Below are 25,525 nucleotides of genomic sequence, written 5' to 3'. Positions count from 1 at the left end.
TGCAGTATCGAGGCCCCGCCGCGTGTCACGCGACCGGGGCCGGGGTCGATCTCCGCAGAGAATCTACCCGATCGGGAAAACGTAGTCATCGCTACGGATCCACTCGCCGGAGTTCGTAATCTGCGCCACGTTTGAGCCGGATCGAAGGCGACCACCGGGCGTGATCCACACCGGTCGTCCCGCAACACCGGTCCCCGGAAGTGTCTACGACGCTCGGTCGAATGCGCCGGGAACGAATGGGTATGGCTAGCAGTGAACACATGAACCGACTGGACAGAAAGCCGAACGCCACGGACCCGGTACCGCCTACGCCGTCCGTCCGGCGAGACCTACAGGAGGCGATGAGGTGACGACAACCCACCCACCCGGGCTGGACTGTCCGCCGACCCGATGGGAGTTACAGTTCCCGGCGAAAGCCGACCGGTTGGCCGAGGTCAGGCACCGGACACAGAAATGGCTGGCGCAGTGCCCGCTCGACGAGTATCAGGCCTACGACGTCCTGCTGGCAGTGGGGGAGGCATGCGCCAACGCGATCGAGCACGGCCACCGGGGTGACGGTGGCACGATCCGGTTGCGGTTCGCCCGTGAGGCCACCGGCCTGCGGATAACCGTCGCCGATCACGGTCGCTGGAAGAACCCCGACCCCGGCCCGGACCAGGTCCGCGGGCGCGGTATGGCCATCATCCGGGCGTTGATCCCGCAGGTGGAGGTCACCATCACCGCCCGCGGGACAACCGTCGAAATGCGTATCCCGTCCACACGGTGAGCGTGTCCCGCCGGCCCGGCCGATCCGCGGCGATTCAGCCCAGGCGGTAGAAACGCCAGAAACCGAAGCCGTCGATCGGCAGGACCTCGACCGAGGTGAATCCGGCGGCGAACGCGTACTCCCGCAGGGTCTGCTGCCGCATCACTGTGCCGGTGCCCGCGCTGGGCCGGCTGGACATCCCGTCCGGCAGGCAGATGAACAGGCTGAAGCCGTACATCAGCCGCTCCACGGCGTCGCCGTCCGGGGCGAACTCGTCGGCCACCGCCTCGTCCATCACCACCAGCGGGGCGCCGGGTCGTAATGCGCGCCGGACGGCCGCCAGCACGTCGACCGGGCGGGGCATATCGTGCACGCATTCGAAGGCGAAGGCGATATCGAAGCTTCCCTCCGGTAGCTGTGCGGCGTCGGCCGCCGTGAACTCACAGCGCTGCGCGACGTCCGCGGTGATGGCGTTGTGTCGCGCTGCTCTGACCGAGGGTGCGTCGATATCGACACCGCGTACCCGCGCCGCCGGGTAGGCCCGCGCCAGCGCGATCGCCGACCACCCTGCCCCGCATCCGATATCGAGGATCCGGGCGCCCGGGGCGCGTAACAGCATATCCACCGCGGGGACTCCCGCCAGGGCAGCGGCGAGCCGGTGTTCGTACCAGGGCCGGGTTCCGTCGGCCTGACCCTCGCGCGCATCGTCCCCCAACTCGTCCCAGCCCACTCCGCCCCCGGTCCGATACGCCGCGAGCAGTTGCGGTAGTGCCGGACCGGTCGCGCCGAACAACCGCGCGACAGGGGCCAGATAGTCGACGCTGTGCTCATCGGTGAGTACCTCGGCGACGGCGTCCGGTATCGCGAAAACCCGCTCGTCGGCGGCACCGTCGCGCTGTACGAGGAGCAGTCCGGTGACCGCCTGCTGTTCCAGCCATTCCCGGGCGTACCGGGGGTGGGTGGCGGTGCGTTCGGCCAGTTGTGCGGCCGTCGCCGGGCCCTCGTCAGCGAGGCTGCGATACCAGCCGAGCCGATCTCCCACGAATATCGACAACAGATCGACTGTGCCGAGCGCAGCATGGAGAACCCGGTCGGCCGCCGCTGCGGTATCCCTGTCCGCGTCCATACGGCAACTATTCCCGGTAGGGTCCGCGCTGCGGTCGAACCGCCGGTCCGCGCCGAAGCGTGTCGTCGGTGAACCGGTCGCCGTTGGCCGGATACCACAAAATCACGTCGCGTACGGAACCCGCGCTCTGCCATGCTGGCGATATGTCGGGCTCCGTTTTCATGATCACCGGTATCCAGGCCGCGGGTAAGTCGACGGTCGCGCAGGCGCTCGCCGAGCGGTTACCGCGCTCGGCGCATGTGCGGGGCGACACCTTCCGGAGATTCGTGGTCAACGGTCGTGCGGAGATGAGCGCGGACCCCGCTCCGGCGGCGCTGGAGCAGTTACGGATGCGTCATCGGCTGGCCGCGGCGGCCGCCGACGAATACGCTCGCGCCGGTTTCGATTCTGTCCTGCAGGATGTCGTGCTCGGTGAATTCCTGCCGTGGACTGTCGAACAGATACGAACCGATCCGCTGTACGTCGTGGTCCTGGCCCCGCGGTCCGTGACCGTCGCCGCGCGCGAAGCGGGCCGCGACAAGAATGCCTACGGGGCGTTCACGGTTTCCGCGCTCGATACCGTGCTCCGCGATACGACACCGCGACTGGGTCTGTGGCTCGACACGTCGGACCTCACCGTCGACGAGACCGTGGCGGCGATACTGGACCGCGCGCGGCCGGTCCGCCGCTGAGGGCCGGACCGGCGGTCAGCGGCGCAGTACTTTGCGCGCGGTCCAGTTGCCGAGGAACTGGACGGCCTGCACACCGGCGACGATGAGGAGTGTCGCCACCAGCGTGACCTCCCAGTCGAACCGCTGATACCCGTACACCAGGGCGAAATCGCCGAGCCCGCCGCCACCGACCGTGCCCGCCATCGCGGACATGTCCACGATGGCGATGATGATGAAGGTGTACCCGAGGATCAGCGGGCCCAGCGCCTCGGGAACGAGCAGGGTGAGGATGATCCGGAGTGGTCCCGCGCCCATCGCGCGCGCCGCTTCGATCACACCGGGGTCGACGGTGACCAGGTTCTGTTCGACGATGCGGGCGATGCCGAAGGACGCGGCCACGATCATGACGAAAGCCGCCGCGTCGGTGCCGATGGTGGTGCCCACCACCTCGAGGGTGATCGGGCCCAGCGCGGCCAGCAGGATGATGAACGGGATCGGGCGCACAATATTGACCAGCACATTGAGCAGCCAATTGATCGGGCTGTTGGCCAGCAGCCCGCCCTTACGGGTGGTGTAGAGCGCCGTGCCCAGGAACAGCCCGATGATCCCGCCCACCATGAAGGTGAGCAGGACGAGATAGATGGTGGTGCCGACGGCCTCGGTGAGAATCGGTCGCAGCTTGTCCCAGTCGGTGTCCATATCGGTCCTCGCTACCGTCGGTCCAGTTCGGCGATCACCTTCTCGACGGCCTCGTCGGGGCCGTCGAGCGCGAGGGTGATACTGCCGAAAGTCTTGTCCTGCAGAGTGCTCACCCCGCCGTACACCACCTCGAAACCCACCCCGGCGTGGGCGGCGGTCGAGAGCGCGGGCCCGATACCCCGGGCGTCGTCGATATCGACGGTCACCAGCCGGCCGCGGTGGAGTTCGCCGAGGCGGCGGAGTTCTCCGGGCGCCGGGCGGTTGTGCAGCACGGTATCGACGAACGACCGGGTGGGCGCCGAACGCGGTGCCGCGAAAACATCGAAGGTGTTCGCCAGCTCCACGATCCGGCCCTCGGCCAGGACCGCGACCCGGTCCGCCACGGCCCGGATGACATCCATCTCGTGGGTGATCACCACGATGGTCACACCCAGCTCCGCGTTGATCTTGCGGAGCAGGCGCAGCACCTCACCGGTCGTCTCCGGGTCCAGGGCCGAGGTGGCCTCGTCCGCCAGCAACAAGGACGGCGAGGTGGCCAGGGCCCGTGCGATTCCGACGCGTTGTTTCTGCCCACCCGACAACTGATCCGGGTAGCTGCGGGCCTTATCGGACAGTCCGACGAAATCCAGCAGCTCGGCCAGCCGCTCCTTACGTTTCGCCCGCGGCCAGCCCGCGACCTTCAGTGGGTACTCGATATTTCCGGCCGCCGTCCGCGAGCGGAAGAGATTGAACTGCTGGAAGACCATACCGATATCGCGGCGTATCCGCCGCACCCCGGCCTCCGGCACACCCGTGATCGGGGTGCCGGAGATCTCGATGGTCCCGCTGGTGGGCTTCTCGAGCGCGTTGATGAGCCGGACGAGGGTGCTCTTACCCGCGCCCGAGTAGCCGATCACCCCGAAGATCTCGCCTTTTTCGATCCGTAGATCGATACCGGACAGCGCTCGCTCTTCGTGCTTACCCGTTCGGAATATCTTGGTCACCGAACGGAATTCCACCGCGGGAACCGAGGTATCCGGCCCGGTCGATGTACCGGTCACTGTCCGTCGCGGATCGTCTGCTGCACCCGCTGCAGAATGGGTTCGAGATCGGGACCACTGCGCCGGACCTCCACCGAGGTGCCCTTGGACGATTCGGCTACCGCCTGCTGGACCTCGGGATCGTGCCAGATCTCCACCAGCCGCTGATAGGTCGGGTCGGCTTTGTCCTCGGCGCGGACGACGAAGGTGTTGATGTACGGTTCGGCGCCCGGACTGGACGGATCGTCCTTGAACAGCGCTGTCAGAGGGTCGATACCGGCCCGCTCCAGGAAGGTGTTGTTGATGATGGAACCGTCCACCGATGCCAGGGACAGCGCGGTCTGCGCGGCGTCGACCGGAGTCACCTTCACCTTGGACGCGGCCCGATCGATATCGGCGGGGGAGGGCGCCAGGGTATCCGAGGACAGTGTCACCAGTCCCGCGGCTTTCAGGACGAACAGCGCCCGCGCCTGGTTGGAGGGGTCGTTGGGAATCGCGATCTCACCGCCGGCGGGGATATCGGCCACAGTTCTGTGTTTCTTCGAGTACAGGCCGAGCGGCACGATCTGGGTGGCGCCGATCGGGGTCAGATCGGCATTGTCGGCGACATTGTATTCGCCGAGGAATTGGAGGTGCTGGAAGAGATTGATATCGATCTGTCCCTGGGAAAGGGCGATATTGGGTTGTGAGTAGTCGGAATAGTTCGTGATCTGCAGCGTGATACCCGCGTCCTGGGCTTTCTGCTCGAACACGTCCCATGCCCGGTCGCTTTCGGTGGTACCGATCCGTACTACGCCGTCCGAGCCGGAATCACTGCCGCCGCAGCCGCTGAGGGCGAGCGCGGCAGCGATTGCCAACGCTGGGATCGCCAGTACCCGAGGGAATTTCAACGCCTGCTCCCGAATGATCGTGACCGTGTGGACTCGACCATCCAAGCGGCGGTGCGGGCGGGGCGGCAACGGTTGCGATTGGGCTGAACCAAATTCTGGCCGCGGCGGTACACGACCGCCTAGTTTGCGCACAATGCGAGGTCTGCGTCGTTTCGTCGTCGTTCCGGTCCTGCTCGCGCTGGCCGCCCTGCTGCCGGCCTGTGGTGCGAGTCGTGATCCGGATGTGGTCCGGATCGGGGTGAACGATCTGGCGCTGCCGCACTGGGAGGTGTACCGGGAGAAGGCCGCCGAACGTGGTATCGCCGTGGAATTCGTGAATTTCTCCGATTACAACCAGCCGAATCCGGCCCTGTCGCAGGGCCGGATCGACCTCAACAAATTCCAGCACGTGCGCTATCTCGCCAACTACAACGTGGCCGACAACGACAATCTGACCCCGATCGGCGCCACCGAGATCTTCCCGCTGACCCTCTACTCGAAGAAATACGATTCGGTCGCCGAAATCCCGCGCGGCGGCGAGATCACGCTGAGCAACAACCCGGCCAATCACGTGCGGCCGCTACTGGGGCTGGCCGCCGCGGGACTGATCGTCCTGAAAAACGGTCCGAGCTGGGATTCGCGAATCGAAGATGTCGACACCGCCGCCTCGCGGGTCCGGCTCACCACGATCGACCCCGCCCTGACCGCGCAGTCCCTGGACAGTGTGGCCGCCGCATTCGTGGACGATACCTTCGCCGTCCCGGCCGGTCTCACCGCCGACGATGTCGTCTACACCGACGATCCGCAGCGTCCGGAGTTGACCCAGTACATCAATATCTTCGCCGCTCGCGACGAGGACAAGGACGATCCGACACTGCTGGCGCTGGCCGAGCTCTATCACGACCCGGCCGTGGAAGCAGCGATCCGGGCCGAATCCGGATACGACGGGATCTTCAAGCGCAACGATCCGGCCGAGCTGCGGGCCACGCTCGCCGAACTGGAAGCCACCTTCCGCGGCCGTTCCGGTCCGCGCTGAGCTACCGAATGTCCGCTAGTGCGCCGGGCTTCAGCCGGGTGGTGAAGGCGGACGCGGGAGGGCCGCCGAGCCCCGAGCGTGCCCTGAACCGGACGTTGCTGCTGTTGCGGAGAGCGCAGAAAGCGTTGTTCCGCAAGGAGAAGGGCTCAGCCGATCGAGTCAAGGCGCCTTCGGCAAGGTGGACCGATTCTTCCCGTCGACACGCATGTGTTCGGTATGCGGGGCGATCGGCGAGAAGAAACCGTTGCATGCCAGGGAGTGGACGTGCACGTGTGGTGTGACCCACGACCGGGATCTCAATGCCGCGAAGAACATCTTGGCGGCCGGACGGGCGGACAGGCTGAACGCCTACGGAGGGACCGTAAGTCCTGCCGCCCAGCGGAAGGCAAGTCCCCGTGGAACAGGAACCCACCGGAGAACCGCAAGGTTCAGGAGGAATCCCCGTCGGTCACGGCGGGGAGGACGTCAAAGCCAGTGCCGATCGCCGATCGCCGCGGCTTCGGTGCCGCCGTCGGCGAAGATGATCTGGCCGGTGACGAAGCGGTTGTCCACCCCGGTCAGCCAGCAGAGGAGTTCGGCGATCCACTCGGGGCGTCCCGGGAATCCGCCCAACGGTTGTGGAGAGGAGGCCTCGACTGTTCTCCGTACCTCGTCGTCGGCGAAGATCCAGGCGGCGGCCGGGGTATCGACCACTCCCGGCGCCACGGCATTGAGCGCGATACCGGCGCCGGCCCAGGCGGCGGTCGGAGCCGTCCGCCGCACCCAGCGGTTGAGGGCTCGCTTGGCGATTCCGTAGCCGCCGGTGAGACCTCCCGCGTCGGGATCTGCTTCGAGGTAGGACACCGCGGCCGCTTCGTCGCCGTCGAGGCAGGCCGCCACGATGCGCTCGTCGGCCGGGGCCAGCGAGGAGGTCGAGGACACTGCCACCGCGCGCGGCGCCGGGCTCTGCGCGAGCAGCGGGCGCAGACCCTCCAGGGTGGCCACCGCCCCGAAATAGTTGGTCTCGAGCAGGCCGGTGGTACCGCCCCCGGCCACCGCGAGCACGCCGTCGACGGGCCCGCTCACCTGGTCGACCAGTGTCCGCCGCCCGGCGGGCCGGGACAGGTCGGCCCGGATATCGGCGTCGGCCAGGTCGCATCCGATCACCGTGGCCCCGCGTTCCCGGAGCAACGTCGTAGCCGCGGCGCCGATACCGGAGGCCGAACCGGTGACGACATAGGTTCGCCCGGCGAACCCCGTATGCGAGGACATGACACCTTCTTCCGTCGGGGCCCGGCCTAGCGGCCGGGCGTACCAGCACCGTACGCCCGCGGTTTCCGGCCCTGCGGTCCCGCACGGCGCCGCGGATTCGAAAGGCCATTACTGCACTGAATCTCGACATCCGCGAACGTCGCGTACCCGCCCGGCCCGAACCTCCGCGGGACCCGGTGCCCGTGCGCGGTCCGATCGTGGTGGTGTCTCCCGGCCTGCCGAGGTGGCTGGTCGTCCGTCCAGCTGCAAGACTGTCAGCGCACCGCCGGGGGCGGCACCGGTGCCCGATCCGGCGAAAGGAACACCATGCGGAAACTACGTACCGCCGCGGTCACCGCGCTGTTCGCGGCGGCGGTCGCCGGTCTGCCGGGCGGGTACGCGTCCGCGGATCCGGGGACCGGCCTCGTCCAATCCGTCGAACCATTGGCCGCGCCGGCCGTGCTCCCCGGATCGGTGGACGGCGAGCGGATGCTCTACACGAGCACGACGGTAGGTGGGCAGCCTGCCCTCGCCAGTGCGGCGGTGTACTTCCCTCCCGGCGCGCCACCGGCCGGTGGCTGGCCGGTCATCGCGTGGGCACACGGCACGGTCGGTCTGGGCGATTCCTGCGCCTACAGTGTGGCGGGCCCCGGTGCGGTCGAACGGGACTGGGCCTACCTGGGAAAATGGCTGGAACAGGGCTACGCGATCGTTGCCGCCGACTATGCCGGACTGGGTACTCCCGGTGAGCATCCGTATCTCAACGGAGTCGTGGAGGCGCACAATATCGTCGACGCGGTGCGCGCCGCGTCCGGGCATTATCCGGCGCTGTCGAACAAATGGGTCGTGGTCGGGCAATCCCAGGGCGGCGGCGCCGCGGTGACCACCGCTCGGTACGCCACCGAATTCGGCGGTCCGGATCTGGACTACCGAGGTGCGGTCGCGACCGGTGTCCCCGCCTACATCGAGAATGTTCTCGCGCTGATGGGGCCCGGCGTGCCGCCGGTGAAACTCGGCGCGCACACCACGGGCTACGCGCTGTATCTGCTGAACGGTCTGCGCACCAGCTATCCCGGACTGGATATCGAAGCACTGCTGACCGATTCCGGCCGGTACTGGCTGGAACGGGCACGCACCGAATGTCTGTCCCCGCTCGGCGAGGCGCTGGTGGCCGATGGTGTGGTGATCGGTGAGCTCTTCACTCGCCCGCTGGCGGATATACCGGACCTGCGCGGGCTGCTCACCCGTTATCTGGGGCTGCCGGAATCCGGCTACGCCGAACCGCTGTTCCTCGGGCAGGGGCTGCTCGATACCGATGTGCTCACCCCGGAGACCTTGCGCTTCGCCGCAGTGCTGGCGGCGAACCGGCAGCCGGTGACACTGAAGGTGTACCCCACCGACCACGACGGAGCGGTCAACGATTCGCTGCCCGATTCAGTGCCGTTCGTGCGCGACCTGTTCGCCTGAACTCCGGCCGGAACGGGCACCGGCGCAGCGTATTCGGTGGATCCGTTCGGCGGATATCGGCCGTGCGGCGTTTGACATCGCATCGACCGGGAATAGCGGGAGCATAACGTCCCTCTACCCCTTGGGAATTGCCATGATCGTTGTTCTCGGGCTCGTGATCGCCGTCGCGGCGGTTGCCGCCGGTGTCGCCGGCGTCGCGGCCAATACCAGTGATGTCAATCGGCTGACCAGTGACTTCTCGGTCTTCGACTACCACTTCGCCGGTACCACCGGCGAACTGTTCCTCATCGGCATCGCTGTCGGTGTGGTCGGTGGGGTAGGCGTCGGTCTCGTCTCGGCGGGCGCGTGGCGTTCCACTCGCAAGGGCGCGGCGACGCGTCGTGAACTCCGGCAGTCGCGCAAGGAGATCGCCGCGGTTCAGCGGGATCTCGCCAATACCAAGGCGCCGGCGAAGAAGCCGGCACCGGCACCCGCCGGACCGAAAGCTCCGGCCTGGTCGATGAGCAAATTGCTGCGCAAACCGAACAGGGACGCGGCGGCGGCCAAGTAATCACGGGCGGCTGCCCGGATTTCGGATCTCGAATCAGGAAGTCAATGTCATGATCGTTCTCGGACTCGTTCTGCTCATCATCGGTTACCTGCTCGGTATCGGTGTGCTCACCACCATCGGACTCGTCCTGCTCGTCGTCGGCGCGGTGCTGGCCATCGCCGGCTCGGTGGGTCGCCCCGTCGCCGGTCGGCGGCACTATTACTGACGCCGTCCACTACAGACCGCTGACGGCCACGGCGGTGCGGGTGCCCCTTCGCGGACCACCGGCACCGCCGTGGTCGTTCGTAGAGGGCGCGAACCGGTTCGCGGATTCAAGCGCTCCCGGCCCGCAGCCCGTCGAAGGCCAGAGTCAGGCAGCGGACGGCCGCCTCGGGCCCCGCTGCTTCGCCCAGTAGCGATAGCCCCCAGATCAGATGCACGACATCGTTGTCGGTGACCTCCCGGCGCAGCACTCCGGCCGTGCGGGCCCGTTCGAGCAATCGCGACAGCTGGGCCATGCTCCGGTGACATGCCTCGACGAGGTGCTCGGCTGCCGGGTGGTCGCCGGTGATCGCTTCCAGGAGTCCTCGGTCTGCGGTCATCCTGTCGAGCAGCTGGGATACGAATCCGGAGCACGCGCGCCAAGGGTCCGGTTCGGCGTCCGAGGCCGCGGCCAGCTCGTCGAGTGCCGCCACTCGTGCCGGAAGCAAGGCGTCGATCAGCGCGTCTCGATTCGGGAAATGGTTGTACACCGTACCGATACCGACGCCTGCCCGGCGCGCCACCTCTTCCAGGGATCCGCTCAGTCCCTGCTCGGTGAACACCGCGGCGGCCGCCGTCAGTACCTTTTCCCGGTTGCGGGCGGCATCGCGGCGCAGGGGTTTGGACACAGACGCCATAGTACAAAATCGAGGATCTCCTCGACTTCATCCGGGACCGCGCTCAGTCGAACACGTCGAAAACCTCTTCGGCTCGATCGCGGCTCCGGACCATATCCCACGCGGTGTCGGCGATCCGGTCGGGATTCAGGGTATGGCCCGCGAGCGAGCCGTAACGTGCGGTATCGGCGCTGATCAACGCGTGGATATCGCCGCGCTCCACGACGCCGCCGATAGTGAGGGTGCCCGCGTACAAGCCGTCCTCGGCGAGTGCCGCGTGCAGCGTGATCGCATAGTTCCGCAGCGCCGCGGCGGCCAGCGCGAGCTGGCCGAGAGCAGGCATCGGCCGCACGCTGGAGAGTCCACCCGCGAAGAGCAGGCCACCCCGGCCCCGGGCCCGCATTCCGGGAAGTACCGCGTTCACGACATCGACTGCGGGCCAGACCCAGGAGAACGCCGCCTCGGCGGTTGTCGAATCCACCTCGGTGATAGGCATCGGATGCTGGACCGGGCCGGGGCCGTAATAGACCAGACCGATATCGCCGCTGCCGATTCGGCCGAGCGCCGAGCGCAACCGGAGCCGATCGGTGACATCTACCGGATAGGTCTCGGCGTCGATTCCGTCCCCGGCCAGCTCGCGCCGGAATTCGTCCAGCCGGGTGTCGCTACGCGACAGCAGCGCTACTCGATACCCGTCGCCACCGAAGCGGCGGGCCATGGACATTCCCAGACCCGGTCCGGCGCCGACGATCACGGCCGTTCCCTTGGCGGACATCGTGTTCCCTTCTATTTAAGTCGAGGCCCCCCTCGATTTCGAGCGTAACATGAATTCGAGGGGGGCCTCGACTTGACCGATGGGGGATATGGCGGAGGCGTCCCCGTATACCGCTGCGGGCGATATCGCCGGCGCGATCACCGGTTATCCGAGCGCGCCGGTGACGATCAGAGGCGGAATCGGGAACCGGCGGGCAGGGTCCGCGTCCGAGTGGTCACTACTGCCCCGTCGAGTCGGATCGTGCGCGACGATCGGCGAACGCTCCGGCGATATCGAACCGGGAGGAGCGGTGTCCGGCTTACCCGGAAGTCAGGAACATTCGCCGATCGGCCGGCCGGCCGGCGACCGCGGCGGGGGAGCTCCCGCGAACTACCTGGGGATGATTCCTGCGAAATATCGTGATTCCACCGACGTGCTCCTCGTGCCTACGCGGATCATTGGAACTGGACCGCGAGCTTGCGGTATCGGATTTCGCGTTCGTGGAAAGGGTCTTCCGCGGTGGCGGAGCGGGCCAGCTCCCCATAACCGACCGCTATGCGGCGGCACAACTGCGCTTTCTGCTCGCCGAAATCGGCTCTCGGGCAGATCAATAGGTGTGCCCGGTCAGCGGACCGGCCGCCGTTCCTGCTCCCGGGTGCCGGCGACGACCGGGGCGCCGGCGGCCCCGTGCGGATTCGTCAGTGCCATGCTCACTCCGATCAGCAGCACTACGGTGACGACACTGATGGCGCCGAGCAGTGGGCCCAGTACCTGTAGCGGTTCGGCACCTTCCGGGGGAGCGGCATCGGGTACGGAATGCGCGTGCATGGCGGACATGCCGGTGTAATGCATCGTCGCCACCGCCGCGGCCATGACGAGGGCCGCGGCCAGGGTGGACAGCAGGCCCCAGGACCGCATGCTGAACCAGAGGGTGGCGGTGGCCGCGACGGTGGCGATCACCAGCGAGAGTGCCACGCGGGCAGGGTCGTATTCGATATGGACGTCGGTGCGCATCGCGTACATGCCGGTGAAGTGCATCGCTCCGATACCGAGCCCGGTGATCGCGCCACCGGTCAGCAGTGCCGGGATACCGGACTTCGGTGTGGTCACCAGGGACAGGCCGAGACCGACCACACCGATCGCGATGGCCGCGCTCAACAGGGTGAGCGGTACATCGAAGCGTATCTGGGCGCCGTCGATGGAAAAGCCGAGCATCGCCACGAAATGCATGACCCAGATACCGGTGCCGCCGACCGTGATCGCGGCCAGGGTCAGCCAGACCGCTCGGCGCCTGCCGTAGCGTGCCTGTCTGGTGCACTGTAGTCCGATGGCGCAACCGGTGGCCGAGAGGAAGTAGGCGAGGGCGGGCGTTAACCAGCCGAACGCAAAGTGTTCGAGGTGAAGCATGTCCATCCAACGTTCCGCCGGGAATCCCGGAATTTCTGTGTAGGGCTAGACAGTACGACGCGCACCTCGTCGCAGTGTGCTGATCATTTGCTTAAAAGCCTGTGGTTTCAATCACATCGGCGCTGTGTGAAATGTTGAATCCGCAACCTTGCATTGTCTATGTTGCGGAATCGGGGCGGCTCCGAGAGTTGGGCGGATGTGCACCGAAGGGCCGGAATCGTCTATGCCGCCGCACTCTTGGGAAGTGCCCACTGTCGGGGGCGTCGAACCCGCTTTCGTGAAATGGGGGCGATTCAAATTCCGGCCCGACCGATACCGCGTTACTGATCCTTTGATAACTGATCCATAACTGGTCCATAACTTCTCGGCGGCAGTTGCCCGATCGGTGAAACGTTCACGGGCGGGGCCGGTGTGGCATCAGTTCCGAAGCCGGGGTCAACCGGCTGTCGAACGCTGTCCACAGCGATCCGTCTGTCAGCCGCCGCAGGACGAACCGGTATTTCCCGTAGCTCGCCCGCGAGACCGCTGTCAGCCGAGTCCTGCCCACTACTCGGTAGGGGTGTCCATCGATACGGACCGTCGGATTCATGATCTGCATTCCCCTTTCGTCGTCTGCTTCCGGTCGCCACTGTCGCAAGCAGGTGCTGAAAGGAGCCTGAAGCGGTCTGAAGGCTGCTTCAGGAAAGGGAGTTATTCGTGCGCGCCCGCGGAGCGGGGCAGTGGCAATCCCATCACCACCGCGTCCCACAGGTCGCCGTTGCGACGGCGGTAGTGCGCTCGCAGGATTCCTTCGACCTCGAATCCGGCGCGGGTGTACAGTGCGAGGGCCGGTTCGTTGTGGGGCCACACCTGCAGGGAGACCTTGTGTGCGCCGTGTTCACGGGACCAGCCGATCACCTGGTCGAGCAGCAGCGTGCCGGCGCCGCGGCCCCGATGGAGTTCCAGGAGCATCATGGCGAAGCTCGTCACGCCCGGCGAAGCGAACTCGACGACGGCGGTGCCGATGACCGTATCGTCCGCCTCGGCGACGAATACGCCGCGCTCGCCATCCTCGATCGCGGCCCGGATCCCGCGGGCCGCCGCGGTGATATCGAACGGCGCTTCGGCGCCGATCCATCTGCCCTCCTCGGCCACCCGATGCCGAATCGTGACGATATGGCCGGTATCGGTGGGGACCGCTCCGCGAACGGTGGGCTTGTCGGCCTCGCGTGTGCGATGGCTTTCGTCGGGGTCTGTATTCGGCGCCACCGGATCATCATCGCCGAGCGTCTTTCGCTACGACGACGGATTTGTTCCGGTGTGCCGGAAGGGCTGTGCTGCTCCGATGGATGGCCGCCCGCCCGCCGCTCGGATCCGAACCGCCGTGTCCGCACGACGCGCGGGTGGTCGGGGACTCAGCGGTTCGTATCGAGCCAGTCCCGATAGTGGGTGGGGGCCAGGTGCGCGTCCGGTCCCGCGACGAGTTCGTCCCCGGTGACAGCCGCGAACATCCCGGCCGTCTCGTCGGTGACGACGATCCGATCGTCGTGCCGGGCGATCAGTGTCATCCGGCCGATCTCGTCCAACGGGAAAACATCGGGACCGGCGATATTGCGGATGCCCTGCAACGGAGCGCCCAGGGCGACGCCCACCACCGCGTCCACGACATCCGCGGCCGCCATCGGCTGCAGGCGTGTCGCGGGCAGCCGGACCGTGGAGTCGTCGGCGGACCAGGACATCACCGCGTCCATGAACTCGAAGAACTGGGTGGCGCGCACGATCGAATACGGTGTGGGGCCCTGCCGGAGGATCTCCTCCTGCAGCGTCTTGGCGCGGTAGTAGTCCAGCTGTGGAACCCTGTCCGTCCCGACGATCGAGAGCACGACCTGGTGTTTCACGCCGGCGCGGTCACCGGCAGCGATCAGGTTGTCCATGGAGGTGCGGAAGAAATCCAGCGAGGCTTCGTCGAAGGTCGGCGAGTTGGCCAGGTTCACCACCACGTCGGCGCCCGCCAATGCCTGGTCGATACCCGCCCCGGTCAGCAGGTCCACACCGGTGGACGGGGCAGCGGGTACGGGATCGTGACCGGCTGCCTTCAGCTTCGCGACGACCTGCGAACCGATCCGGCCGGTGCCGCCGATGACTGTCAGCTTCATGTTGCTCACCTTTCACCGCCTGCGGGGGCAGGACGGGGTTCAGAGAGTTCGATGTGCACTGAATTTCGGGGATGCATCCACTGCGGCGCTCCGGGGCCGGCCGGGTGCCGATCGGCCCCGGGAACCGGGCGATCATTCGTGCCGGTGTCCAGCATCGCATCAGTGGGCCGTGGTGCCGTGGGCGGGCACCGGAGTAGATGATTTCGAGACCTGCGACTGTTCGAACCGGAACCCGTAGGTGTGCCGTGGGCGGTCCGAGAAAAGGGCCTTCAACCGATTTCATACGTCCCCGAGGGGGGGATCCGGGACGGCCGCCGGAACACGTGCCGGCCACCCGGGTCGCCGGGCGGGCCCACCCTCGGGTGGCCGGTCGTATCCGGATCAGATGGTGAGTCGCGCGTCGGGCATCACCCGGGTGATCGTGAGATCCCGGTGCGCGATCCCGGGGTCGTGCTCGTGCACCGGACGTACTGCCTCGATCACGTTCACGCAGGTCAGATGGTCGGCGGGATGGAGTCCGTCGGTGAACCGGAACCGGACGTTGGCTGTCCCCTTCGCGGTATCGGTCGTCGTGACGAGCTGATACCGCAGTGGCGCGCGGTCCGCGGTGGCGGTGGTCCAGATCGATCGGTAGCTCAACCCGGGGCCGAGTTCGCGGTCGACGATAACCTTCTGGACCGTGCCGGAATCATCGGTCACGGCCTCGACGGCGCGGCTCGGGGTCGCGGTGGTACTCGCGGCGCCGTGGAACACCGCGTCGTCGAGAACGCGCAGGCCCGCCGCGTAATAGCCGTCCACCGCGGTGGCACGCGTGGTGGCGGTCTCGGGCCCGACGGTTCCGATGCCGATATCGTCCCGGGTGTCCCACGGGTACACCCCGTTGTCCGGGAAATCGAGTTCCTCGATCAGTTCGACGCGACGGATCCCGCGCGTCACCTCGGTCAGCGAACGGATGAGCCGGGCCGGGATCGTGGCCTGGAAGGCTCCGGTGGCGTGGAAGGTGGAACGACCGGAGCGGCAGGCGTCCAGCAGTTCCGCCGGTGGTGTGGGTCCGTCGAGCGGTGCTGTGGAGACGACGTCGTAGCCGTCCGCCAGCAGCCGGGGTAGCACGTCTGCCGGTGTACCCGCGGCGATCTCGGCGAAAGCCGGGATGTAGACGACGCAGGCAGTCCCCTCCGGCGGTGCCTGGACGGTTTCGGCCCGGACGGATACCGACAGGTCCGCCCGCGCGCGGATCCGGTCTGCGATCCGGTCGGCGAGCGGGCCGGCGCCGAGCACCGCGACGGCGAGCGTGGGTGAACTCATGACGACTCCAGAAGGTAGTGAGGACGCAGGTCCGGCATGACCACACCGGGTGGCGCGGCACACAACTCGGGCACCACACCGAGCATTGCGGCGACCGAGATATCGGTGACGGCCGACCAATCTGCGCTATAGCCCTCGGCATCCATTTCGTTACGCATCTCGATGGTGCCGGGGTTCCCGTCGAGCGTGATCACATGCCCGCCCGCCGGGCTGCTCGGATGGTCGGGTCCCAGGTGGGCATTGCCCTGCCCGATATGCCAGCACTCCTCGTTCGTCATGAAGAGGTGGTCACCGATGTATCCGCGGTAGGTCATATGGATCGCGCCGACCGTGCCGGGTTCGACAACCGTGCCGCCGGCCTGTACCCGCACCCGCGCCGGAACCGGGTAGAGGTGCCGTTCGACCCGGACCGCGTCGGATCCGGCTCCGTACAACGCGTGGGCGACATTGCCGAGTACCGCGTCGAAATAGAAATGCTGCACGAGTCCTATCGCGTGGTCGGAATCGACTGCGGACAAGGGCATTCCGAAGCCGAGGCTCTCCAGTCCGCCCCACATGCCGTCGGGGGCGGCGGACAGATCCCCCACCTCCAGGAACCGCACTTCGTGCACTTCGTCGAGCAGCGCGGTCATCCGGAGCAGGACCTGTTCGACCATCAGTCCCGGATGCAGGCCGGTGCCGTGCAGGGAGACCCCGCCGGCCAGACAGGCGCGCTGTAATCGGCTGCCGGGTTGCCGCCGCGGGATCGCCCGGTCCACGAGTGGGCCGGCCAGTAATTCGAGCCCGGGGCGCAGCGGTCGCGCGAGTGGGGAGTCCACGGCGTGCATCCCGATACGCAGCGTATCGAGCGCGGTGCGCAGTCGAGGTCCGAACGCGTCGCCGGTGACTTTCATCCGGGCGACCGTGCGCAGCACGGAGAGGGATGACTGTGTGGCCGATAACCAGGTCGGCATGGACGGATTGTGGTACGCGGCCGCCGATACGACGTTCTTCCCCGATTCGAGCAGCTCGACGACATCGTCGTCGGCGCCCTGTATCAGGGCGGGTGTGGTCGGGGTATGGATGACACAGTCGGCCTCGAGGGCGAGGATCTCGGCTTTAGATGTGGTCGCGGTGACCCCGGTCGGGGGCAGCCCGACCAGCTCGCCGATATCTCTGCCGTCCTTGTGCGGACTGAACACCTTGACGCCGACTACGTCGAAATCGGGTGATTCGAGGGCGGTGCGCAGAGCGCGACCGCCCATATCGCCCGGGCCCCAGATGATCAGCCGGTATGGACCTGTCACAACCGTCTCCTTGCCGCTCGCGCACTTTCTAACACACCGCCGGAAGTGACACACCCGTTCTCCGCCGCGCGGCGCGGCCGATTTCGGGAGACCCGCTGTGCGAGGCGATTTCGAGTTCGACCGAAATGTGATGTGACCGGCTGTTCGGCGGCAGTGGAACGTTCGCGAGGCTGTGTGGACGGTCAGAGCGGACCCGGGCCGATCGCGGTGCCGTCCCGGAAGGCGGCGAAGGAGGCGTCGAGTTCTCCGGTGGCGCTGCACATCACCTGCGTACGGTTCTCCAGGTCGAGCGCATGACGTAGGCTCGGCGCGTCCACGGTCTGCCACATCGTCTCTTTGGTCATCCACACCGCGAGCGGGGAGTTGCGGGCGATCTCCTCGGCCTTGGCGACCGCGCGCCCGAGCAGCGCGTCGTCGTCGACGACCTCGAGTACCAGCCCGATCCGCAGGGCTTCCGCGGCGGCGAACACTCGTCCGGTGAGTAGTAGTTCGGCCGAGCGCGCGGCACCGACGAGCCGTGGCAGATGGTAGCTGGTGCCCATATCGCAGGCCGAGATACCGTGCCGGATGAAGACCGCGCCGAAGGAGGCGTCCGGGGCGGCGTAGCGGATATCGCAGGCGAGCGCGAGCGCGAACCCGCCGCCGACCGCGGCGCCGTTCACCGCGGCGATCACCGGCTGGCGCAGCCGGTGGATCTTCTCGAACGCCGACGCCATCAGCTCCTGCGCGGTATAGATCCGGGCGACGGGCGATCGGACAGTGCTCAGCAGTGCCGCGGTCGGTGTGGCATCGGTGGCGGTGAAATCCGCCGGCTGTGCCTTGATATCGGCGCCGGCGCTGAAGGCGGCGCCCGCGCCGGTGACGATGAGCGCCCTGACCTCGGGTCGGCCGTTGATCTCGTCGAGCACGGTGTGCAGTTCGGCGACCGTCTGGTTGTCGAGCGCATTGCGCCGGTGCGGCCGGTCGATCGTCAGTACGACGACACCGGAGGGCAGGTATTCGGTGGACAGTGCGGACACGGATCTCTCCTTCGGTCGACGGAATCAGCGGGCGACGGTACCGCCGTCGATCAGGAAGGTCTGTCCGGTGATGAAACTGCCCGCGTCCGAACACAACAGCAGCGCCGCCCCGACCATCTCGTCGGGCCGGGCGATCCGGCCCAGCAGGGTGGCTCCGGCCATGGCCTCGACGAATTCCGGCGGATTCTTGCGGACCATATCGGTGTCGACCGCACCCGGTGCCATGGCGTTCACCCGGATACCGTCGGTGGCGAACTCCGCGGCCATGGAGCGGGTGAACGACAGCAGGGCCGCTTTACCCGCGGCGTACATGGACAGGGCGGGCGCGAACTGTAGCGCCGCGACCGAGCCGAGATTCAGAACGGCCGCGTGCGCGCTCGCGCGCAGCTGGGGGAGAGCCGCCTGGACCAGGAACAGGGGGCCTTGCACATTGACGCCGAAAGACTTCTCGACCGCCGCGGGCTCCATGGTCGCCAACGGCTGGGCGAGGGCATTGGCAGCGTTGTTGACCACGATATCGATGCCGCCGAAGGTTTCCGCGGCGGTATCGACCAGGGCGTGCAATGCGTCCACATCGCCGAGATGAGTCGGTACGCCGATCGCGTCCGCGCCGAGTTCACGCAGCCTGGCCGCGGCCTGTGCACAGGCATCCGGTTTACGGCTCGCGACCACGAGTCGCGCACCTGCGCAGGCGAATCCCTCGGCGATCGCGAGTCCGATGCCCCGGGTGCCCCCGGTGACGATCGCGGTCCGCCCGCTCAGGTCGAACAACTTCTGATAGGAGGTGTTGTCCACGTGTCCAACCTCTCGATCTGCGGGACTCGTACCCGTTCGGAGCCGTAGGGCGCTCTACGGCCGCAGCCAGTTGTATCAGGCTCCGAGTGGGCGCGAAACGATCGGTCCCGGTCGTGGCGACCCGATACCGGCCGGGCGCCACTCCTGGCCACGGGCCGGGAAACCGGGTCACCACACCAGCCGCGACAGATAGCGCCGGCGATACTCGCGAATCGCGGCGGGATCCGAGATATCCAGCCGCCCTTCGGGGTTCACCAGAAGTGACAGCGCGAGCCGGACGAGCAGTTCGGCGACCGCCTGCAGATCGTCGTCCGGCATGGTTACGCCACTGCGGCGCAAAGTGGCGCCACGTCAACCGGCGGCGCTGACCACCGGACGGAGGGCGATCTCGGCGTCGCGGCAATGCTCCATCTCGGACTCCTGACCAGGACAGGCCGGCGGACAACTGGTCGCATGGTGCGTGTCGGACCGTTTCGAGGTATCGGTAGGTTCGGCTCTTGTGAATGCGGACGTGGCAGGGCTCGAGCTGGTCGACATCCCGGCGGGACGGATCGTGCTGTCGGATCGGCGGACGCAACGTAGGTGGCCGGTCGAGGTAGGTCCGTACCAGCTGGCTACCGTTCCGGTCACGCAAGGGCAGTACGCGGAGGTATCGGGCCTGCGGCCCAGCGGGAACCGGGGCGACCGGTTGCCCGCCGAGAGCATTTCCTGGAACGAGGCGATTCGTTTCTGCAATGCCTTGTCCGAACGGAGCGGCTCGACGCCGGCGTACCGTTTCGACGGCGACGACGAGGTCGTCCGGATTCCCTCGGCCGACGGGTACCGACTGCCTACCGAGGCGGAGTGGGAACACGCGTGCCGCGCGGGTACGACCGGACCGCGTTACGGCCGGATCGACGATATCGCCTGGTACCGGGAGAATTCCGCGGGCGCCCTACCCGAGGTCGCGACCAAGCGCCCCAACGCCTGGGGGCTCTACGACATGCTCGGTACGGTCTGGGAATGGTGCTGGGACCTGTACGACCCGGACGTGTACGGCAGTTACCGGGTACTGCGTGGCGGTGGGTGGTTCGACGAACACTGGAGCTGCCGGGCCTCGGTCCGCCGCCGCAGCCACCCCACCGTCCGGCTCGACGATATCGGATTCCGGATCGCGAGGTCGGCGCCGTGAGCTCCGCGCCGGCCCGTAGTTCATGAAATCACAGGCAGTCTTTGCGACCAGGTCCAGCAGTGCCGAGAACGACATCGCACCACCCGCGTTCGGGCAGGGTGTCCGGCCGGGACTGCGTTATCACGCAGTCCCGCTCCACCACGGTCGCTATCGGGCTGTCGCCGGCGCTGCCGGTGTGGCCTGCCGGAACGCGCGTTCGTACTGAGGAGGGTGCGGCAGTTTCGCGCCCAGCCGGTCCGCGGCCCGCCGGATCCAGGCGGGATCGCGCAGCAGGGCTCGGCCGAGGAAAACCGCGTCCGCCCGGTCTCGCGCAATGATCTGTTCCGCCTGCTCCGGGTCGACGATCATGCCGACCGCGCCGGTACGGACCCCTGCCTCGGTGCGTATCCGCGCGGCGAACGGGACCTGATAGCCCGGGCGCACCGTGATCGCTGCGTCGGGCACGGCACCCCCGCTGGATACGTCCACCAGGTCGACTCCGAGCCGCTCGAGCTGCGGCGCCAGCGCAATGGACTCCGCGACGGTCCATCCCGGCCGGGGGTCCTCGGTGTCTCCGCCGAGCCAGTCGGTGGCCGATACGCGGAAGAACAGCGGTAGTTCCGCCGGCCATTCGCGGCGGACCGCGGTCACGACCTGGAGTGCGAAGCGAATGCGGTTGTCGAAGCTTCCGCCGTAACTGTCGGTGCGGGTGTTGGACTGCGGCGACAGGAACTGGTGGATGAGGTATCCGTGGGCGCCGTGGAGTTCGAGGACCTGGAACCCGGCGGTGGCGGCGCGGCGGGCGGCGGCGGCGAATTCGTCGACGACAGTGGCGATGTCGGCGGCGCTCAGCTCGGCGGGTGCGGGCAGCCGCCCGAACGGCACCGCGCTCGGACCCACCGTGGGCCAGGTCCGCTGTGCGCGGCCGGGATCGGGCCACGGCCGCCCGGTCGCCGCCTTCCGGCCGGCGTGTACGAGCTGGATACCCGGCACCGTGCCCTGGGCGCGCAGGAAATCGGTGTGGCGGCGCAGCACCTGGGCCTGCCGGTCGTTCCAGAGCCCGAGGTCGTAGTCGCTGCTGCGGCCGTCGGGGGTGACGGCGGTGGCCTCGACCATGATCAGCGCCGCCCCGGCGGCCGCCCGGGATCCCAGGTGCTGTAGATGCCAGTCGGTCGCTGTGCCCACGTCCGGACCGTCGGGGACGGCGGCGAACTGCATCATCGGTGACATCCACGCCCGGTGCGCGATGGTGATCTCGCGCAGGGTGATCGGAGTGAAGAGCTGACTCATGGCCTGCCTCTCCTGGTACTCGGTGGGACGCGGGTGGCGTCGGTGGTGTGCCCGCTGCCTGTCACAGCGATGCGAGGCCGAGAAATTCCCGGGCGGACGCGACCAGCTCGGGTTCGGTGACACCGTGGGTGACGGCGAAACGGACGGGATCGGCCTCCGCCATATCGAAGGGGTAGTCGCTGCCGCAGACGATCCGGTCGGTACCCGCGTGGCCGCGCAGCAGGGTCAGCAGATGGGGATCGTGGGCCACGGTGTCGAACCAGAGCTTCTCGAACGATTCCGCCGGTGGCCGCGTGGATCCACTCCGGACATCGGGGCGCGCGTGCCAGGCGTGGGTCCAGCGTCCGAGCAGCCCGGCCGAGCAGCCACCGGCGTGCACGAAGCAGAGGCGCAGTCGCGGGAGTTCCTCGAGGACGCCGCCGAGCAGGGCCGAAGCCACCGCGGTGGCGGTCTCCACCGGGTTTCCGATCAGATTGACCAGGTAGTAGTCGGGCCATTCGGGCCGGGGGAGTTGCATCGGGTGCACCAGCACCGCCAGATCCAGCCGGGTGGCCTCGGCGAGCACATGGTGCAGCGGACCTCGATCGAGGGATTCGCTGCCGAGTAGCGGCGGGATCGCGACTCCGGCGATACCCGGTGTCCCGGCGAGTTGTTCGAGTTGCGCGGTGGTCCGGCCGGGATGGCCGAAGGTGACCATGCCGAGGCCCAGCAGGCTGCCCTCCGACGACGCGACAACCTCGGCCAGTGCGTCGTTGAATGCGGCGGCGTAGTCCTCGGCCCCGTCGGCGTCGTGTACGGGGAAAGCGAACGGAGGTGCGGAGAGCACCCGGACGCCGACCCCGGCGCGGCGCATATCCGCGCGGATCGCGGGCACATCGCTCATTGCCGTGGCCCGGATCGATAGCGGGACGGTCCCGAGGTACAGCTCGCCGTCACGGTCGTGCATCCGCCCGAACGGAGAGCCCGGCGGCAGGTGGAAGAGCTCACGCGGCAGCCAGTGTGCGTGGACGTCGACGACGCCGGGCGCGATATCGGACTCGATCATGCCCGGCCGCCCTCGGTGCCGGCCTGGCTCAGCGGCAGTGCCGGGTTGGCGCTGTCGAGGTGTTCGACCGTGGTGAAGACGAGGTCGGTATCGCCGATGTTCTCGATATCGTGGAGCAGGTATTCGCCCGGGCCGAAATGGAAGTGCCGGGTCTCGCCTGCTGTGTAGGACACCTCCCGGACGGTGCCGTCATGGGTGTGCTGACGACTGCGGCCCGCGTGGACGGCCGTCCAGAAGTAGTCGAGTACGTGCCGGTGGGCGTGCCATCGCTCACCCGGGGCGAGCCGGATCTCCCAGACCCGCACCCGGGGCGATTCGCTGAGCAGGGCCGAGCCGACGTGGCCGTCGTAGGCGTGATCGGCGAACTCGGTGCGCAGCCAGTCCGGCCAGCTGTCGAAATCGGTGGCGACGAGCTCGCCCGCGATCGGCAGGTCGTCGAGGAATCTGTTGTCGGTCATATCTTTTCCTGTCTCGAGTGGATGGTGGGTCAGTGACCCGGTCCGTAGAGGCCGAAGCGCAGCTCGGGATCGCCGGGCGTCCAGGTGTTGGTGAACTGGGAGCGGGTGCCCATCGCCTGTACCCGGGCCAGCAGCGACGCACTGAGTTCGAGCCGGCCGGGCTCCCATTTCGCCAGCGCCGCGGCGATCAGCCCGTCGGCGTCGGCCAAGGCCGAAGCCAGTGCCCAGGCATCCGCCGCGGCTTTCGCGGTGCCCGCTGCGGCGTGCGGACGCGCGCCGCACGCGGCATCACCGATCAGTGCCACCCGTCCCAGCGCGGTGCTCGCGGCGCGACAGTCCGAAACCACCTGGAGGTAGGGCTGCTCCGTCGCGGTGACGATCTCCGCGGCGGCCGGCGCCAGCACGGCCGCCGCGGTCTCTTTCATCTCCGCGATGTAGCGGTCCTGCACCTGGCCGGGATGGACCGAGACCGTCCCCGCGAACCCGCGTTTGTCGAGCAGCAGTTCGGTCAGCTCCGGCCCGGCGGGGACGTTGCGATACCAGACGTAGTTCATCAGCCGGTGCTCCGGGCCCGGGCCCTCATCGCCCGGGATCGGATAGAGCGTGATGTGGGAGTTCGGCACCACGCTGTAGGTGATGGCGTTCCCGGTCAGCTCCGATGTGGCCGGGGAGACGTCGCGGACGGGTACGGTCCCGCGCCAGCCCACATAGCCGGAGTACTGCAGCGTCGCGTCGGGGTCGAAGTGGGCGCGGGCGACCGAGGTGATGCCGTCGGCGAAGACGACCAGGTCGGCGGTCTCCGTACGACCGCTGACGAATCGGACGGTGGCCGCGTCGTCGTCCTGATCGAAGCCGCAGGCGAATTCACCGAGGTGGTAGTGCTCGGTGCCGAAATCCGCGAGCAGCGCCCGGTAGAAGGTTCCCCACGAGGTATAGGTCCAGGTGCGTTCCTCTCGGTATACGACGGAGTTCGCCCGATCCAGGTACTGCACGTACGAGGTCGATGTGCTCAGGTCGGCGAGCTGCTGGGTGCTGCGCTCGGCGAACCAGCGCACCGTATCGGGTTGCAGGACGATCCCGCTGCCGCGCCCGTCGAGGGCGCTGGGTGTGCGTTCGTAGACATCGACCGAGAAGCCGAGGTCGCGCAGGAGCAGCGCGGTGGTCAGTCCGCCGATGGATCCGCCGACGACTATCGCCCGGGCGGAGTCGTAGGTGTTCATGAATGGCTCTCTTCTCGGCCCGTGGCCGGTGCGGAGGGATGGGACGGTTCCGGTGCGCCGGTGTTGTCCGGGGGCATGGGGTCGGTGGGCAACGGCTTGCCGCGGGTCTCGGTCGCGAACGCGAGTCCGACGAAGGCGACGAGGCCCAGTGCGGCGATCGCGGCGGTGGCGACGCCGAGGTTGCCGCTGAACCAGGACGTGGCGATCACGCCGGCGACCAGCGGCCCGGCCGCGGTGATCACCCGGCCGACGCTGTTGACCACGGCGAGGGCGGTGGCCCGCACGCTCGGTGGGAAGACCTCGGGTCCGTAGATGAAGGTGCCGGACAGGGCACCGAACAGTCCGAAACCGAGCACCGGCATCGCGATCAAGAAGCCGAGATAGCTGTGTTCGAAGGGGAATACGTAGCCGATCGCCACAGCCGACAGGACGAAACTCAGCGCGAAGGTGCGGCGTCGCCCGAGCACTTCGGCGAGGAAACCCCACGACGCGTAGCCGAGGATCCCGCCGGCGTTGAAGAGCATCGAGGCGAGTGCCACCCGGTGATCGGCGGTGCCGGCGGTCACGGTGGCGTCGCCCGCGGTCATCTGCCGGATGATCTGCGGGTACCAGGTCGATACGCTCCAGAAGGAGATCAGCGAACCGGTTGCCAGCGCGGTACATACCAGGGTGGGCCGCAACAGCTGCCCCGAGAACAGGCGCCGCAGCACGAATACGTCCTCGGCAGTGGCCTTCTCGCGATCCTTGCGGTTCCTGCGCGCCCGGATGCTCGCTTCGATCTCGGGCGGTTCCGGAACATAGCGGCGGATGAACCAGACCAGCAGCGCGGGAACGACCGCGAGCGCCATCATCATGCGCCAGCCGTGACTGCCGAGGACCGCGTATGTGGCCGCGGCCACGAAGAATCCGGCGGCGTATCCGGACATCATCACACCGCCCGCGCGGGCGCGATACCGGTTGCGCCAGGTCTCCGCGATGAGCGCGGCGCCGACGGGTGCCTCGACGCCGGAGCCGACGCCCGCGATGAAACGCAGGATACCCATCTGCCACCAGGTATCGGCGAACGCGGCGACCGCGGTGAACACCGCGTAGGTCAGGATTCCGAGGGACAGGACCCGGGTGCGGCCGAAATAGTCGGCGAGGATGCCGAACAGGATCCCACCGACCGCCCAGCCGAGAAGGAACAGGGCGACGGTCAGGCCGCCGTAGAAGCCGATCGCCGAGCTGTCGGCGGTGATTCCGCTGTGGGGCAGCAGTTCGGACATGGCCGGACCGAGGACCAGGACATAGAGGCTGCCGGCGAATCCGTCCAGGCCCCACCCGAGGGTGGTGCCGACGAGTACCAGCCACTGCATCCGGCTGATCTCGGTGCGGACGGTGCCTGCACCGGTCTGTGGCGTCGTCATCGACGCT

General features: G+C 67.7%; 26 protein-coding genes and 2 pseudogenes. 8 read left to right on the top strand and 20 right to left on the bottom strand.

The window, feature by feature from the left end; all coding sequences use genetic code 11:
* Positions 1–346: 346 nt before the first annotated feature.
* Positions 347–766: an ATP-binding protein gene (locus tag ACWEWT_RS05660; RefSeq protein WP_452556512.1), complete on the top strand. Its 420-nt coding sequence runs from the start codon at positions 347–349 to the stop codon at positions 764–766.
* Between the two features lie 34 nt (positions 767–800).
* Here ACWEWT_RS05660 and ACWEWT_RS05655 read toward each other — a convergent pair whose 3' ends face one another.
* The gene (locus ACWEWT_RS05655) at positions 801–1,871 is read right to left on the bottom strand and encodes a class I SAM-dependent methyltransferase (protein ID WP_452556510.1); all 1,071 of its coding nucleotides are present in this window, start codon (positions 1,869–1,871) and stop codon (positions 801–803) included.
* Positions 1,872–2,014: 143 nt separating this feature from the next.
* Here ACWEWT_RS05655 and ACWEWT_RS05650 point away from each other — a divergent pair, with 143 nt between their 5' ends.
* On the top strand, positions 2,015–2,542 hold the full coding sequence (locus tag ACWEWT_RS05650; RefSeq protein WP_452556508.1) for an AAA family ATPase: 528 nt from the start codon (positions 2,015–2,017) through the stop codon (positions 2,540–2,542).
* A gap of 15 nt (positions 2,543–2,557) precedes the next feature.
* Here the strand turns inward: ACWEWT_RS05650 and ACWEWT_RS05645 are convergent, their stop codons facing one another.
* The 3 genes from ACWEWT_RS05645 to ACWEWT_RS05635 are packed head-to-tail and all read right to left on the bottom strand — an operon-like array spanning position 2,558 to position 5,129.
* A complete protein-coding gene (locus tag ACWEWT_RS05645; RefSeq protein WP_452556506.1) occupies positions 2,558–3,220 on the bottom strand; it encodes a methionine ABC transporter permease in 663 nt (220 codons plus the stop codon).
* A gap of 11 nt (positions 3,221–3,231) precedes the next feature.
* Positions 3,232–4,260: a methionine ABC transporter ATP-binding protein gene (locus tag ACWEWT_RS05640; protein WP_452556504.1), complete on the bottom strand. Its 1,029-nt coding sequence runs from the start codon at positions 4,258–4,260 to the stop codon at positions 3,232–3,234.
* Complete coding sequence (locus ACWEWT_RS05635; RefSeq protein WP_452556502.1) at positions 4,257–5,129, bottom strand: MetQ/NlpA family ABC transporter substrate-binding protein; 873 nt, start codon at positions 5,127–5,129, stop codon at positions 4,257–4,259. Before ACWEWT_RS05635 ends, ACWEWT_RS05640 begins: the two co-directional genes overlap by 4 nt.
* Before the next feature lie 133 nt (positions 5,130–5,262).
* Here ACWEWT_RS05635 and ACWEWT_RS05630 point away from each other — a divergent pair, with 133 nt between their 5' ends.
* A complete protein-coding gene (locus ACWEWT_RS05630; RefSeq protein ID WP_452556500.1) occupies positions 5,263–6,144 on the top strand; it encodes a MetQ/NlpA family ABC transporter substrate-binding protein in 882 nt (293 codons plus the stop codon).
* 178 nt (positions 6,145–6,322) lie between these two features.
* Positions 6,323–6,472: pseudogene (locus ACWEWT_RS05625) on the top strand (zinc ribbon domain-containing protein); the annotation flags it as partial.
* A gap of 137 nt (positions 6,473–6,609) precedes the next feature.
* Here the strand turns inward: ACWEWT_RS05625 and ACWEWT_RS05620 are convergent.
* Entirely contained in the window at positions 6,610–7,395 is a 786-nt protein-coding gene (locus ACWEWT_RS05620; RefSeq protein WP_452556498.1) for an SDR family oxidoreductase, read from the bottom strand.
* 306 nt (positions 7,396–7,701) lie between these two features.
* Between ACWEWT_RS05620 and ACWEWT_RS05615 the strand changes: the two genes are divergently transcribed.
* The 3 genes from ACWEWT_RS05615 to ACWEWT_RS05605 all read left to right on the top strand — a co-directional run bounded on the left by ACWEWT_RS05615 (position 7,702) and on the right by ACWEWT_RS05605 (position 9,596).
* Positions 7,702–8,841, top strand: coding sequence for an alpha/beta hydrolase family protein (locus tag ACWEWT_RS05615; protein ID WP_452556496.1), 1,140 nt, complete (start codon positions 7,702–7,704; stop codon positions 8,839–8,841).
* Positions 8,842–8,974: 133 nt separating this feature from the next.
* Entirely contained in the window at positions 8,975–9,391 is a 417-nt protein-coding gene (locus ACWEWT_RS05610) for a hypothetical protein (RefSeq protein WP_452556494.1), read from the top strand.
* A gap of 49 nt (positions 9,392–9,440) precedes the next feature.
* Positions 9,441–9,596: a hypothetical protein gene (locus ACWEWT_RS05605; protein WP_452556492.1), complete on the top strand. Its 156-nt coding sequence runs from the start codon at positions 9,441–9,443 to the stop codon at positions 9,594–9,596.
* Positions 9,597–9,702: 106 nt separating this feature from the next.
* Here ACWEWT_RS05605 and ACWEWT_RS05600 read toward each other — a convergent pair whose 3' ends face one another.
* The 10 genes and pseudogenes from ACWEWT_RS05600 to ACWEWT_RS05555 all read right to left on the bottom strand — a co-directional run.
* Positions 9,703–10,260 (bottom strand): TetR/AcrR family transcriptional regulator, encoded by a 558-nt coding sequence (locus ACWEWT_RS05600; RefSeq protein WP_452556490.1) that lies wholly within the window; start codon positions 10,258–10,260, stop codon positions 9,703–9,705.
* A 52-nt stretch (positions 10,261–10,312) separates the two neighbouring features.
* A complete protein-coding gene (locus ACWEWT_RS05595) occupies positions 10,313–11,023 on the bottom strand; it encodes an SDR family NAD(P)-dependent oxidoreductase (RefSeq protein ID WP_452556488.1) in 711 nt (236 codons plus the stop codon).
* Positions 11,024–11,626: 603 nt separating this feature from the next.
* A complete protein-coding gene (locus ACWEWT_RS05590; RefSeq protein WP_452556487.1) occupies positions 11,627–12,415 on the bottom strand; it encodes an MHYT domain-containing protein in 789 nt (262 codons plus the stop codon).
* Between the two features lie 684 nt (positions 12,416–13,099).
* Positions 13,100–13,657, bottom strand: coding sequence for an N-acetyltransferase family protein (locus ACWEWT_RS05585; RefSeq protein ID WP_452556486.1), 558 nt, complete (start codon positions 13,655–13,657; stop codon positions 13,100–13,102).
* A gap of 146 nt (positions 13,658–13,803) precedes the next feature.
* The gene (locus tag ACWEWT_RS05580; protein WP_452556483.1) at positions 13,804–14,544 is read right to left on the bottom strand and encodes an SDR family oxidoreductase; all 741 of its coding nucleotides are present in this window, start codon (positions 14,542–14,544) and stop codon (positions 13,804–13,806) included.
* 381 nt (positions 14,545–14,925) lie between these two features.
* Positions 14,926–15,849 carry a hypothetical protein gene (locus ACWEWT_RS05575; RefSeq protein ID WP_452556481.1) on the bottom strand — a complete coding sequence of 308 codons (924 nt, stop codon included), beginning with the start codon at positions 15,847–15,849 and terminating at the stop codon, positions 14,926–14,928.
* Entirely contained in the window at positions 15,846–17,135 is a 1,290-nt protein-coding gene (locus tag ACWEWT_RS05570; protein WP_452556479.1) for a hypothetical protein, read from the bottom strand. The genes ACWEWT_RS05575 and ACWEWT_RS05570 overlap by 4 nt, the downstream gene beginning before the upstream one ends.
* A gap of 182 nt (positions 17,136–17,317) precedes the next feature.
* Positions 17,318–18,145, bottom strand: a complete 828-nt coding sequence (locus tag ACWEWT_RS05565; RefSeq protein ID WP_452557680.1) for an enoyl-CoA hydratase/isomerase family protein — start codon at positions 18,143–18,145, stop codon at positions 17,318–17,320.
* Positions 18,146–18,178: 33 nt separating this feature from the next.
* Positions 18,179–18,949, bottom strand: coding sequence for an SDR family NAD(P)-dependent oxidoreductase (locus tag ACWEWT_RS05560; protein ID WP_452556477.1), 771 nt, complete (start codon positions 18,947–18,949; stop codon positions 18,179–18,181).
* A gap of 168 nt (positions 18,950–19,117) precedes the next feature.
* Positions 19,118–19,294: pseudogene (locus ACWEWT_RS05555) on the bottom strand (TetR/AcrR family transcriptional regulator); the annotation flags it as partial.
* Between the two features lie 181 nt (positions 19,295–19,475).
* Between ACWEWT_RS05555 and ACWEWT_RS05550 the strand changes: the two are divergent.
* Complete coding sequence (locus tag ACWEWT_RS05550) at positions 19,476–20,120, top strand: formylglycine-generating enzyme family protein (protein ID WP_452557679.1); 645 nt, start codon at positions 19,476–19,478, stop codon at positions 20,118–20,120.
* 147 nt (positions 20,121–20,267) lie between these two features.
* Here the strand turns inward: ACWEWT_RS05550 and ACWEWT_RS05545 are convergent, their stop codons facing one another.
* The 5 genes from ACWEWT_RS05545 to ACWEWT_RS05525 form a co-directional block, all read right to left on the bottom strand.
* Positions 20,268–21,389, bottom strand: a complete 1,122-nt coding sequence (locus tag ACWEWT_RS05545; protein ID WP_452556475.1) for an NADH:flavin oxidoreductase/NADH oxidase — start codon at positions 21,387–21,389, stop codon at positions 20,268–20,270.
* Positions 21,390–21,450: 61 nt separating this feature from the next.
* Positions 21,451–22,434, bottom strand: coding sequence for an amidohydrolase family protein (locus ACWEWT_RS05540; RefSeq protein WP_452556473.1), 984 nt, complete (start codon positions 22,432–22,434; stop codon positions 21,451–21,453).
* Positions 22,431–22,892 carry a hypothetical protein gene (locus tag ACWEWT_RS05535; RefSeq protein ID WP_452556471.1) on the bottom strand — a complete coding sequence of 154 codons (462 nt, stop codon included), beginning with the start codon at positions 22,890–22,892 and terminating at the stop codon, positions 22,431–22,433. The genes ACWEWT_RS05540 and ACWEWT_RS05535 overlap by 4 nt, the downstream gene beginning before the upstream one ends.
* 29 nt (positions 22,893–22,921) lie before the next feature.
* Positions 22,922–24,112: an FAD binding domain-containing protein gene (locus tag ACWEWT_RS05530; RefSeq protein ID WP_452556469.1), complete on the bottom strand. Its 1,191-nt coding sequence runs from the start codon at positions 24,110–24,112 to the stop codon at positions 22,922–22,924.
* Positions 24,109–25,518 carry an MFS transporter gene (locus ACWEWT_RS05525; RefSeq protein ID WP_452556467.1) on the bottom strand — a complete coding sequence of 470 codons (1,410 nt, stop codon included), beginning with the start codon at positions 25,516–25,518 and terminating at the stop codon, positions 24,109–24,111. Before ACWEWT_RS05525 ends, ACWEWT_RS05530 begins: the two co-directional genes overlap by 4 nt.
* Positions 25,519–25,525 lie beyond the last annotated feature (7 nt).

This window comes from Nocardia sp. NPDC003963 (assembly GCF_053605105.1).
The sequence above is the reverse complement of the archived record's forward strand: the minus strand, read 5'-3'. Positions and strand labels throughout refer to the sequence as shown.